Origin of the sequence: Schlesneria sphaerica (assembly GCF_044336245.1) — a bacterium.
Lineage (GTDB): Bacteria > Planctomycetota > Planctomycetia > Planctomycetales > Planctomycetaceae > Schlesneria > Schlesneria sphaerica.
Window position 1 is genome coordinate 1,871,749 of sequence record NZ_CP172346.1, and the last position, 12,270, is coordinate 1,884,018.

At 57.1% G+C, this 12,270-nt stretch carries 11 protein-coding genes; 7 read left to right on the plus strand and 4 right to left on the minus strand.

Translation table 11 applies throughout. The features are described 5' to 3' along the window. Positions 1-65: 65 nt before the first annotated feature. Positions 66-1,982, plus strand: coding sequence for a hypothetical protein (locus ACGY09_RS06915; RefSeq protein ID WP_397570993.1), 1,917 nt, complete (start codon positions 66-68; stop codon positions 1,980-1,982). Between the two features lie 215 nt (positions 1,983-2,197). On the opposite strand, the gene ACGY09_RS06920 is transcribed toward ACGY09_RS06915, so the two are convergent. Beyond that, complete coding sequence (locus ACGY09_RS06920) at positions 2,198-3,511, minus strand: glycosyltransferase (protein ID WP_397570994.1); 1,314 nt, start codon at positions 3,509-3,511, stop codon at positions 2,198-2,200. Positions 3,512-3,653: 142 nt separating this feature from the next. Then, on the minus strand, positions 3,654-4,592 hold the full coding sequence (locus ACGY09_RS06925; protein WP_373650999.1) for a thiamine-monophosphate kinase: 939 nt from the start codon (positions 4,590-4,592) through the stop codon (positions 3,654-3,656). Between the two features lie 216 nt (positions 4,593-4,808). Between ACGY09_RS06925 and ACGY09_RS06930 the strand changes: the two genes are divergently transcribed. The 4 genes from ACGY09_RS06930 (at position 4,809) to ACGY09_RS06945 (ending at position 7,076) form a co-directional block, all read left to right on the plus strand. Further along, positions 4,809-5,084, plus strand: coding sequence for an FmdB family zinc ribbon protein (locus ACGY09_RS06930; RefSeq protein ID WP_373650998.1), 276 nt, complete (start codon positions 4,809-4,811; stop codon positions 5,082-5,084). A 67-nt stretch (positions 5,085-5,151) separates the two neighbouring features. Further along, positions 5,152-5,382, plus strand: a complete 231-nt coding sequence (locus ACGY09_RS06935) for a DNA gyrase inhibitor YacG (RefSeq protein WP_397570995.1) — start codon at positions 5,152-5,154, stop codon at positions 5,380-5,382. A gap of 174 nt (positions 5,383-5,556) precedes the next feature. Further along, positions 5,557-6,564, plus strand: coding sequence for a threonine/serine dehydratase (locus tag ACGY09_RS06940; protein WP_397570996.1), 1,008 nt, complete (start codon positions 5,557-5,559; stop codon positions 6,562-6,564). Positions 6,565-6,827: 263 nt separating this feature from the next. Beyond that, positions 6,828-7,076: a hypothetical protein gene (locus tag ACGY09_RS06945; protein WP_373650995.1), complete on the plus strand. Its 249-nt coding sequence runs from the start codon at positions 6,828-6,830 to the stop codon at positions 7,074-7,076. Between the two features lie 510 nt (positions 7,077-7,586). Here the strand turns inward: ACGY09_RS06945 and ACGY09_RS06950 are convergent. Together ACGY09_RS06950 and ACGY09_RS06955 are read right to left on the minus strand one after the other, a co-directional pair. Further along, a complete protein-coding gene (locus tag ACGY09_RS06950) occupies positions 7,587-8,975 on the minus strand; it encodes a DUF1501 domain-containing protein (protein ID WP_397570997.1) in 1,389 nt (462 codons plus the stop codon). Between the two features lie 249 nt (positions 8,976-9,224). Further along, positions 9,225-9,428 (minus strand): carbon storage regulator, encoded by a 204-nt coding sequence (locus tag ACGY09_RS06955; RefSeq protein ID WP_373650993.1) that lies wholly within the window; start codon positions 9,426-9,428, stop codon positions 9,225-9,227. A 489-nt stretch (positions 9,429-9,917) separates the two neighbouring features. On the opposite strand from ACGY09_RS06955, the gene ACGY09_RS06960 reads away from it, so the two are divergent. Both ACGY09_RS06960 and ACGY09_RS06965 read left to right on the plus strand, forming a co-directional pair. After that, a complete protein-coding gene (locus ACGY09_RS06960; protein ID WP_373650992.1) occupies positions 9,918-10,997 on the plus strand; it encodes a Gfo/Idh/MocA family protein in 1,080 nt (359 codons plus the stop codon). Positions 10,998-11,401: 404 nt separating this feature from the next. Then, a complete protein-coding gene (locus tag ACGY09_RS06965; protein WP_373650991.1) occupies positions 11,402-12,241 on the plus strand; it encodes an MBL fold metallo-hydrolase in 840 nt (279 codons plus the stop codon). Positions 12,242-12,270 lie beyond the last annotated feature (29 nt).

Below are 12,270 nucleotides of genomic sequence, written 5' to 3' on the forward strand. Positions count from 1 at the left end.
CGGCAGGTTACGGTTCAGTCGGCTATGCTTCCTCCGGCGACGCCAGCGGTGGATGCGGGCCAGCGATGGTCGAACAGACGGTCATGGAACCACAGCTGACGACCGAAGTTCGCAAGGTCAACGTGACGGAATACCGTCAAGAAGCGCGTGAACGCAAGTACACCGTTGCTCGACAAGTTCCACGCACCGAAACCAAGACTCGCACCGTAACGTACTACGAGAACGAACCTCGTACGCGGGAAGAGTCCTACACGGTTTACAACACGGTGGTTGACCAGGTCGAACAGACCTACACGGTCAGCGTTCCTTACACGGAAACCCGCAAGGGAACACGGACCGTCTACAACACTGTCACCGACAATGTTGAGCAGACCTACACCGTTAACGTTCCGTACACGGAAACCCGCAAAGGAACACGGACTGTCTACAACACTGTCACCGACAATGTTGAGCAGACCTACACCGTCAACGTTCCGTACACGGAAACCCGCAAGGGAACACGGACTGTCTACAACACTGTCACCGACAATGTTGAGCAGACCTACACCGTCAACGTTCCGTACACGGAAACCCGCAAGGGAACACGGACCGTCTACAACACTGTCACCGACAATGTTGAGCAGACCTACACCGTCAGCGTTCCTTACACGGAAACCCGCAAGGGAACACGGACCGTCTACAACACTGTCACCGACAATGTTGAGCAGACCTACACCGTCAGCGTTCCTTACACGGAAACCCGCAAGGGAACACGGACTGTCACCGTCCCCGTTGTCAGCACTGTAGACCAGACCTACACCGTCAATGTTCCGTACACGGAAGAACGACAGGGGTCGCGAACGGAATATGACACCGTTCAGGTTCAGCAGTTCCGCACCGTTTGCCAGGACCAGGGTCACTGGGAAACCCGTGCTGTCGCCGTTTCCAACGGCTGCCAGCCAGTGGGTGTTGCTGCCAATGTCTGTGCTCCTTGTGGTACAACCGCCGCTTGCGGTGGCTGCGCCAGCGGCTGCGGAAACGTCGCCGGTGGAGTTGTTAACGGTGGTGCATGTGGTACCCCAGTCGCTACTCAGCAGTACTGGGTTCCAAACGTAGTTCAGGTTCAGGTTCCTTACACCGTCTGCCAGCAAGTTGCTAAGCAGGTTCCTTACACCTACACCGTCACGCTGTGTCGCCCAGAAACACGCACCCGACAGGTGCAGGTCACGAACTACACCACGTCACAGCAAGAGTACGATTACCAGGTTCAGCTCTGCCGTCAGGAAACCCATACCCGTACCGTTCCCGTCTCACGACAGGTTGCTTCTCAGCAAGAGTACGATTACCAGGTTCAGCTCTGCCGTCAGGAAACCCGTACCCGTACCGTTCCTGTCTCACGTCAGGTTACTACTCAGCAAGAGTACGATTACCAGGTTCAGCTCTGCCGTCAGGAAACCCGCACCCGTACCGTTCCTGTCACACGACAGGTTGCTACTCAGCAAGAGTACGATTACCAGGTTCAGCTCTGCCGTCAGGAAACCCGCACCCGTACCGTTCCTGTCACACGACAGGTTGCTACTCAGCAAGAGTACGATTACCAGGTTCAGCTCTGCCGTCAGGAAACCCGTACCCGTACCGTTCCTGTGAGCCGTCAGGTTGCTGCTCAGCAAGAGTATGATTACCAGGTTCAGCTCTGCCGACAGGAAAACCGTACCCGTACTGTTCCTGTCAGCCGTCAGGTTGCCGAAACCAAGACCCGCACGATCAACTACACGGAAAGCGTCGCGAAGACCCGTGAAGAATCGTACGAAGTCACGGTTTGCGACACCGTCAACGAAGAGAAGACCGAAACCTACAATGTCTGCGTCCCTGTAACGGTTGAAAAAGAAGTCACCGTTCAGGTCTGCAAGCTTGTTCCAAAGACGGTCCTCGTCCCAGCTTCCAACGGTGCATGCTGCAACAACGGTTGCAACGCTGCTCCTGCCGCTCCTTGCTGCCAGTGATTCTTGCTCAACTCTGTTGAGTAATCGTCACTCACGTGATTAATCGAGATGCCCCGCGATGCGAGTCGCGGGGCATCTTCATTTTGGGTTCCACCAACGAGCCCCGCATCAAATTTCAGACGGGCTTACCTGAAAGATTCCTCGCCCCGTCTCTCCCGCCGACATCCCGATTGTCCACCATGAATGCCCGTGGGCCAGTAATCACGATCGAGACTTCAGGATTTTGCTATCGCTCCACGCGCGATCTCTTCCATTAATGTCTGGAGCCGGTGCATCCCCGATTCGGGGTCGAACGTCTTCTCAATGATCTCCTTAGCCCGTACCGCACGAGCCCTCCACTGCTCGTGATGATCCATCGCATCCACGATGGCATCAGCCAGCGCACGAGCGTCCTCGGGCGGCACCAGCCCCCCCAGTTCTCCGTCGGCGAGAATCTCTTTCGGGCCAGTCGGACACGTTGTCGCCAGCGCGGGAACCCCATCGATGACGGCCTCAATCAACGCATTTGGCATCGCATCTGAGAGAGACGGAAGCACAAACAGCTTCGCATGCCGGTACCACCTCCGGGGGTCTCGATCGAAGCCAGCCAGATAGACGTGCCGCTCCAGACCGTGCTTCTCTATATAAGTAGTCAGCTCCCTTCGTGACTCCCCCTGACCGAAGATCACGAGTTGCACATCACGCCCCCCATGATTCACCACCTCGTGCATGGCTTCGAGCAGGTACTGATACCCTTTCTGCGGATGAAGCCTCCCGGCACTGACAATGAGAAACGAGGGATTGTCCTCCCGGAAAATTGCCCGCAGCGTTTGCCATCGCTCATCCCGTTCCGGGGACACGTCGCCCGCAGACTCCTTCGGAACCGAAGCCGCTGCTTCGTCGGTTCCCACCCCTCCCGGACCATGTAACGCATCGACCTGACCGCCCGCATCTGCTCGAGACGGTGGCCGTACATTGGCGAGCAGATTTTGATAAACCTTCACGTGCTCTGGACGAAGATGAAAATAGTCCAGCATTCTCCGCCGCAACCCCTCAGAATTGGCAAGGACGACGGAAGCACTCTGGTACGCTCGACGCGCTAATAACCAGGCCATTCGGACCGAAAAACGAGCGTGTTGCTCCAGTTCGGGCTGTGGGTCGGCGACACAACACGAGATCCGCGGAGTGGGCCGGAACCAGCAGGCACCAGCGGCGTCCAGCGTGGCCAGGTACGTCCGGTCATAAATGAGATCGATCTTCTGATCGCGTAAGACACGGGCCAGGTGGAGGTAGCGCAGAAGTCGAGTCAGTTTCAGCATCCTCAGCAGACGACGCGAAATCGATTCCGGCTGCCGATCCCAGTATGCAGAGACAGGAACGTCAGCGGGGACTTCGCTCATCAGTTCCCCCTGCTTCATTGCCAGGTACAGGTGCGGAACAAAACGGGTTCGATCGAGGCGCCACAGAATCTCCAGCACCTGTCGCTCGGCACCGCCCCCCCCCATGGAGCCAATGACGAACAGCACTCGTAATCGTGAGTCTACGGACATTCTTCAAACCAATGGTGAGCAGGGAAGAGATCATCAGACGTACGTGAAAGAACCAGCACACTCTGCGGAAAATGGATCACACCATCCCCCTCCAGGCAGCCGCGCCCAACTTGGCTGCTCGGCCCGAAAATCGCTCTGACGATCACTGGCCCTCAGCGTCCAGCGAATGAGTCCACCCGATGGGACTGAGCGGTTCGATTCTTCCATCCGGATACCGAATCCTGCACCCCGCAGCTTCGACAATTTCTCCCACCCTGGTGATGGGTGTCGTTTCGGGCCATTGAGCGAGCAATCGTTCTCCCTCCTCAGGCGACACGGCAAACAAGAGCTCAAAATCCTCTCCGTCACTGAGTCCGTGCTGCAAGGGAGAAGAACCATCCGTGGATGCGAGTGCCCACTCCGTCAATGGAATCTGGTCGGCTACAAGCAGCGCACCGACCCGGCTGGCGGTCAGAATGTGGTCCAGATCGGCCGCAAGTCCGTCGCTGATATCCATCATGGCATGCAGTTCAACCATCCGCGCCAGCTTCTTCGCTTCCGCGAGCCGCGGCGTAAATGTCAAATGGTGCCTGGTGGGCAGGCTTCCTCCAAGCTTCCCCGTGACAAACAGCCAGTCTCCCGGTTTTGCCCCGTCTCGGCAAATGGAACGGGGACCGACAGGGTGCCCGGTCAGTGTGACGCTGATGACCAGTGGCCCGTTCCAGCTATTGGTATCACCCCCGGCAATGACGATGTTGAATTCATCTGCCAGCTCGATGACGCCGGTGTGCACTCGCCGCGCGAATTGGGCCCCCCGGTGCTTTGGAAGGGCCACGGAAACAAACGCCGCGGTCGGCTCACCTGCCATGGCGGCAATGTCGCTGACATTCACAGCCAGTGCTTTTCGCCCAGCCTGTTCAGGGGTGGCGTCGGGAAAGGTGAAATGAACCCCTTCCATCAGCATGTCGATTGCGACCAGTTGATCGCGGTCGGCTGGTGGACGAAGGCAGGCAGCGTCATCCCCGATTCCGACGCGGACCGGCTCGCGATCTCGAACCTGCGAACGTATCCAGTGAATCAGATCGAATTCAGGGCGGCTCATGTCAGACTTCGAAGTATTAAGGAAGAAAGCCTTGGAAACTTGCCAGCGTTGCTATCATACGCGAATCTAGACAGTCCTGACGGGTTTCGGCATTCCCTTCCGTCGGACTTCCGTGAGAATTCCTCGGAGTTCTCATCCAGCCCTTGCGGACAACGACCGGATGGTTTTTCATCTGCGTCAAGATCAAACGCGTTTTGTATATCAGGAGCCTCTCTCGTGCCGACTTATGACTACAAATGTGACGCCTGCGATCATCTCTGGGAAGAGTTTCAGTCGATCAAGGCGGCGCCGGTCAAGAAGTGCCCCAAATGTGGCAAATCCAAGGCCAAACGCCAGATTGGCGGCGGCGCTGGTCTGATCTTCAAAGGGTCCGGGTTCTATCTGACAGACTATCGCAGCGACTCTTACAAGAAAGCCGCCGCAGCCGATAAGCCGTCAAGTGATTCCGGTTCTGCTTCGAAAAGCGATTCCGGCAGCAAATCCGACAGCTGATGCTCGGCACAGACGTCGTCGGCACCCCTGTGGATCCGTCACAACACCGGAAAAGAGCTTACCTATCTTGATCCGCTTGCCAGAATGCCCAATCTGCCAGAAGGCAGTCGCTCCGGCCACCGATCCTGCCAGTAATTACGCCCCCTTTTGCAGTCGCCGTTGTAAAGAAGTCGACCTGATTCGATGGTGCGAGGGGCGCTATGCCATCGTGGAAAAACTCGACCTCGCCCGGCAATTGGAAGAATTGGCAAGCGGTCAGGATGCGGAATTGGAAGACGAACTTCTCACTGACGAGTAGGGGCCATTGCGGCCAGACGACGATGCCGCTCCGTCGAACGCTGGTCGCGAGACATCTTTGTTCCATTGCTTTGTTCCACTGCGAACGAGAATTCCCTGCAAACCCTGCCGTCGCCCAGTTTTTCTCACCGACAGCCCTCCACCCATTACGCCCTCTAGAGAAGGACGCCCCCCAATGACGTTGAAAATCGCATCGATGGAAGACGTTCGCGATGCAGAAGCGGTCATTCGCCAACATCTTTCACCTGCCCCGCTCATCCGCTCCTACCCGCTTGAACGAGAGCTCGGCCTGACCAATGGTCGCCGCGTCTGGCTGAAGGACTACGGGTGGACTCCTGTCGGTTCCTTCAAATTATTAGGGGCTCTGTACTGGATGTCGAAGAATCTGGATCGCATCGGTGATCTTCCCGTTGCAGCCCATTCCTCGGGCAACTTCGCATCGGGAATTTCGTTCGCCGGAATGCGCTATCAGAAAAAAGTCATCGTGGTGATGCCCAACACCGCGCCGAACGTCAAATTTCAATTAACGAGGTCCTTCGGCGCCGAAGTCATGACCTACGACATCGCGCGAGACCACGAAACGGGCGAACGAGACAAACTGACCCGCAAGATTGCGGAAGAACACCACGCCGTTCAGGCATCCCCCTACGATGACCCGTATGTGATTGCCGGGAATGGCGTCGGTGGTCTGGAAATCGTTCGCGAGCTTCAGCGTGAAGGACGGCAAATCTCACAGTTTGTCTGTCAGGTCAGCGGGGGAGGCCTGATGGCAGGCCACGCCCTGGCGATCGCCGACGGTTTCCCAACCGCTCAAATTATTGGGGTTGAACCCGACGGCGCAACCGATTTTGCCCAGTCGCTCGCCGCAGGACACCGCGTGCGCGTTGACCACCCCAAAAGCATCTGCGACGGGTTGCTCTCTTATGACGTGGGTCAGCACAACTGGCCCATCCTTCAGAAGTATCTGTCGAAGGCGGTTGCAGTCCCCGACCTGGAAACACGGAAAGCCATGAAGTGGCTCTACGAGACCCACGGTCTGCGGACCGAGCCTTCCGGCGCGATTTCCACAGCCGCCCTGCTGACCGGGAAGATCTCGCTGGACGGAGAAGGGGACATCGTCATCGTCCTGAGCGGAAGAAACGTGGATGAATCACGCTTCCGGGAATGGATCACAATTTCCTGACGACGCGTGACTTCGATTACAGAATGGATCAGAACGAGAATCTCCGAAATGCGGCGCGCTCCCGCCTCTGCGGATCAGGATGTCTGGGAAAAATAGAGAGTTTGTGCGCCCATTTCTGCATGCCATTTTCCTCGCCCCTTGCATGAAAGCCATAAATGTGGCGGGTTATGCTGAATCTGCGAAAGATTCGGGCTTCGTTCGCCGATCTAAGTAGGGAACGCCACGGTTGCTTCGTGGGGAATTTGTCGTGCAAGGATGTTGCAATGAAAGCGAAATCGGGCTGGCACATGCATCTGGTAGCAGGCTTGCTGATCTCGGCCAATTCGATCGGATGTCTTCAGACAACGATTGGAGGCCAAACCTTGCCATCGGCCTACTATCTGGATGATGATGTTCAGTATTTCCCCAAAGGGCCTGAGCAGAAACTGTCCCGGCAGATTCGCGCCCTGGAAAAGTATAAAGCCGACCGTGAGGCATCCATGCAGGGCCTCAACGAAAACGCGGGCTACTGATCGCAGTGCCCGGACGCCCGTCGGATGAATCGAACACCATGCTGAGGTTGCTTGTACGTCTACGACGAGCAGACTCGCATCACGCGACTCGTACATCGTCGGACAATCCGTGATCGAACAGATCGCGATCCGGCGATGTCGGGGGGGACGAGCCCTTCGCAGTCAGCGATTTCAGACACGATTTCATCGAGTCTGAGTTCGTCGGCTCGCGAAGGGTTTTTTGCTGCGCGATGACTGGGATGCAACCCCAACCAGAGGGGCACCAACAAAGCAATACCCGCGAAGCAGCATTCATCCAGGCTCGATCAGGCCCGCCGCGGTGTCAGACTCGGATTGCTCACCAGACGGCAAAGTCTTTCAAGAACATGCCGCTGAAACACGCGCGAATCGCCACCGCGCAAGCCATCCCTCCTCAGCGTGCCGACGCTTCCACCGACGGGACAGGTCCACAGGATCGCGCGGGTCGATTCAGACGAAGCTCACCTAAACGACGATCCCCATTCTCTCCTGCTAAAACAGCTCAAGGATTGGCTTCGTACCGAAGTCGGCCAGAGGAAACGGCCGACCTGCGGGACCAGGAAGATGCTCTTCCACATTGAATCCCAAACTGTGATAGATCGTCGCGACAACATCGGGAGGCGTCACGGGTCGTTCCGCGGGATAACCGCCAATCGGGTCACTCCGTCCGACAACGCGGCCCCCCTGAACTCCTCCTCCTGCAAAGTACACGGTCCAGCATTGTGGCCAGTGGTCTCTCCCCCCCGCAGGATTCACGCGTGGCGTTCTGCCAAATTCGGCGAGGTTGCAGACGAGGGTTTCGTCGAGCATCCCTCGTTCGACCAGGTCTTCAATCAATGCGGTGTAGGCCTGATCGTACATGGGCGCCACGATGTTCTTCATCCCTTCGATGGAGGTGAAAGGGAGTGTCCCATGAATGTCCCAGGTCACTTCGTTGAACACCGTCAGGAAGGTGTTAATTGTGACGAACCGAACCCCCGCCTCAACCAGGCGACGCGCGAGAAGACAGCACTGACCAAACCGATTCATTCCATATCGTTCGCGAACGGCGGGCGATTCCTTGTTCAGGTCGAACGCCTCGCGGGCCTGTGGACTGGAAATCAGACGAAAGGCCGACTGAAAACTGCTGTCAATCAATTGGGCATTCTCGCTTTGCTCGAATCCTGAGAGCGACTGTTCGACGACGTTCCGCAAGCGCTGACGACGCTGAAGGCGGACTTCGCCAAGCTGCGCAGGAGGCAATAGATCCGGGACTGCAAAGTCGGGCCTGGAGGGATCCGCATTGAGGGCAAAGGGATCATACGCCTTGCCGAGGAACCCGCCCGCTTGTCCGTTGGGCAGGTTTCCACCCCCTGATCCCATCAGTTCGGGAAGAACCACGAAGGGAGGAAGATCCGTCTTGCGCCCCATCAGATAAGATGTCACGCTGCCGGCATGCGGCGTGTTGACCCCTCCGGTGAAGAAACGCCCGGTCTGCATCATCTGCCATCCCGCATCATGCACCGCGGGAGCACCATGATTACAACTGCGAACAAACGAGATCTTATCGGCAATGGCGGCATGTCGGGGGAAGATCTCACTGATCTGAATCGCGGGTGACTTCGTCGAGATGGCCTTGAAGGGCCCCCGAACCTCTGCGGGGGCATCCGGTTTGGGATCGAACGTGTCGAGCTGACTCGGCGCACCAAGATTGAAAATCATGATGCATGATCGCTGATCCTTGCCGGGCCGCTTCGTTGAAGACTCAGCGGCACGCGCTTCCATCGCCGCGGCGTCAGCCATCGAAAGTCCGATCGCGCCTAGCGAGCCGACCTGCATGAAGTCGCGCCGCGAAACGCCGTCGCACGTGTGTGCCACTCCAGAACCCGAAAGATGCATCATGGGGGAAGCTCCACCAGCAAGCGTTTGTCATCACTCAAACCACGATCAATGCATGGGCACCTGGTACTGTAACATACTCTGACTGATTTCGAGCGACTCGTTCAGAAAGCCAGAGCTGACGGCGTCAGGACTAGAGCCGGTCCTTTCCTGAGAGACCAATAAAAAACCGACGGAGCACGAGTGCCACGTCGGTTTGATGTTTTGGTGTTTTGAGTCCTCGCCCTGAGCGAGTCCTCTGCGGTGCTCTCTTTAGAGAGACTCCACATCCTGATGCCCCTTGAGCGGGTCTTCAAGATGCCCTGCCGTCTGGTAGAGCTCTTCGCGGACGATATTCATGTCGCGCGGCGCTTCAATACCGATCCGCACGGTATTCGGACCGATCCTGACGATCGTGACCGTCACATTTTCACCAATCAGAATTTTTTCGCCTGGCTTTCGAGAGAGCACCAACATACCGCCACCCCTTTCCTGGTCGTGAGTATCTTCCCTGTATCGTGCTGCGCGGTCTCAACGAGTCGTGTCCGGAATCCATCCCTGCGGCTAACCACCGCGACTGTCATCAACTGGAATACGACGTCAGAAGGATAACAGGGGCGAGACAGGAAAATCTAGTCCAATCCGAGAAATCGACAGAAACAACCCTGCAACTTGAATCGCCTGCAAACATCTCACATGCACAAAATCCGTGCACAAACACCCAGAAGAACCCCCAACCACGCCCCCAAGCGGCCAACCCATCGCATCATTTCGCAACAAACAATCAACCTGCCAAAACTGCAGTCCGTCACCAGCGAGTCACTGCAATGCCGTGCACAACATTTAGGCAACGCCTCGCTGCCTGGTTTTTGTGCAACTCATCTCGCTTGCTTTTCCCATAGGGGAGCCAGATGCTTACAGCCAAGAATCAGGGAAATTTACGCCGCGAGATTGAGAGGTTTTTTGATGGTTAGAATTGGAATCGTCGGAATTGGTTTCATGGGGTGGGCCCACTTTTCCGGGGCAATGAAATTCAACGAAGCGGGTCGCATCACCGGTTCGAAGCTCAAGGGTGGCACGGTCACAACAATCTGCGCGCGCAGCCCCGAAAAGCTGATCGGCGACTGGACCTCGATCCAAGGGAACTATGGTCCTCGAGGCGCCAAGCTCGATCTCACCAAGATCGTCGCTTACGATAACTATGAGCAGATGCTGGCTTCTCCAGACATCGACCTGATCGACATCTGCCTGCCAAACGACAAGCATGAAGAAGTCGCCATCGCCGCGCTGAACGCCGGTAAGGATGTCCTGATCGAGAAGCCGATCGCCATCGACCTGAAGTCAGCCGAGCGCATGGTCGCTGCCGCGCGCAAGACCGGCCGCAAATTGATGGTGGCCCAGGTGCTGCCCTTCTTCCCCGAATTCAAATTCGCCGCCGAGACGATCGCGTCCGGAAAATACGGCAAGCTGCAGGCCGCTCACTTCCGCCGCGTCATCTCGTCACCGAAATGGTCGGCCGAAATGTCCGACTTCCGCAAACTCGGCGGGTGGGGGATTGATCTCCACATTCATGACAACCACTTCATCAGCCTGATCTGTGGTGTCCCGCAACAGGTCTTTTCGCGCGGTCTGCTTCAGGATGGATACGTCAATCACGTCCATACCCAGTACCTCTACGAAGACCCGTCACTCGCCATCAGCGCTGTCAGCGGAGGAATCGCCGCCGACGGTCTCGGTTTCTCAGCCGGCTTCGAAATCTATCTCGAGAAAGCCACTCTTCTCTATAGCGCCAGTACCCTGGCGGGTGAATGGACCCCGGACCGCCCTCTCACCGTTGTCACCGGCGGCAAGGTAACCCAACCGAAGCTCAAGGGAGGGACCGAATGGTGCTCTGCCTTCACCGCCGAACTCCAGCTGGCCGTCGACGCCGTCAAGTCACGAGAAACGCCACGACTTCTGTCTGACGAACTCGCACGTGACGCACTGAAGGTCTGCTACGCTGAAGCGAAGAGCATCCAGACGGGCAAGCCGGTCAAGGTCAGCTAGTCCCATCGAGGCAAATCCCCCTGCTGGTCAGACGATTTCAAACCGGTCAAGTGGCTCAGGGGGGGGGCTCGACCGATGGTTAGCACCCACAGCCCCGCCGCAAAGATATGGGATCCTGGACGGCGCACACACTCAAAGGATCTACGGGCAGACGCACTGCCCGGGACAGCAGTCACGAGGGAATCCCGACAGGGATTCCCTCTGATCCTCTCTGCAGACACCTTGCAGACAACAACGGGTCCCTGAGCGAGTGATTGCCCTGGTCCAGATTGGCCAGCAAGACAGGTCTCAGTCGGTCGATTGCTGCAAAGCGATCCCTATAATCATATCCACTCATTCCCTGACACCCCCGCGACGAACGACCGTGCAAGAAGTGCGACGTTCCCACTGATCGGATCCCGCGCATGGTCGAAAACCTGCCAATTCACACGCTTGAGCACGACGGCCTGACAATCGAGGGTTACTCCCGGGCGGCCGTGCAGAGCTACTGGCGAATCCCGGAACTGAAACTCGGATTCGACCTGGGAGGAAGTCCCTGGGACTTCATGAATATCCCCACGATCTTCGTCACGCACGCACACCTGGACCACATGGCGGCTCTGCCAGTCTATGTCGCGCGCCGGCGGATGATGAAAATGGAACCTCCCCGGATTTACCTTCCGGAAGAAAACGTCGAATGGGCCGAACGCCTGCTGAAAGTCTGGCAGCAACTGGATCGGGGCCGCATGGTCTGCGAACTGATCGGCGTCAAGGCCGGCCAGGAAATCGAGATCTCACGTGATCACGTCGTGACGGTCTTTCCGACCCGCCATACGGTCCCCTCAGTGGGATACGTCGTCTGGCAGCGCCGCAAAAAACTCAAGCCCCAGTACATCACACTCACCGGTAACGAAATCCGGGATCTGAGAATGTCAGGTGAGGAAGTCACACACGAAGTGCGAACTCCGCTCGTCTGCTATACGGGTGACACGGCTCCTCCCGGAATCGATAACTATCCCCCCGTCTTCGAAGCCAAGATCCTGATTACAGAAATCACATTCTTCCGCCCCGAACACCGCAAGGAAAAGATCTACAAATTCGGACACATGCACCTGGACGACATCATCGAACGTGCAGACAAGTTCCATAACGAACTGATCATTGCCATGCACTTCAGTACGCGATACGCCACAAACCAGATTGAACGGGCCGTGATGAAACGAATCCCGCAACAGTTGAAAGATCGAATCCGGCTGTGGCTCTAACATCTCCGTCGCGCAGCGAATCGACGGAA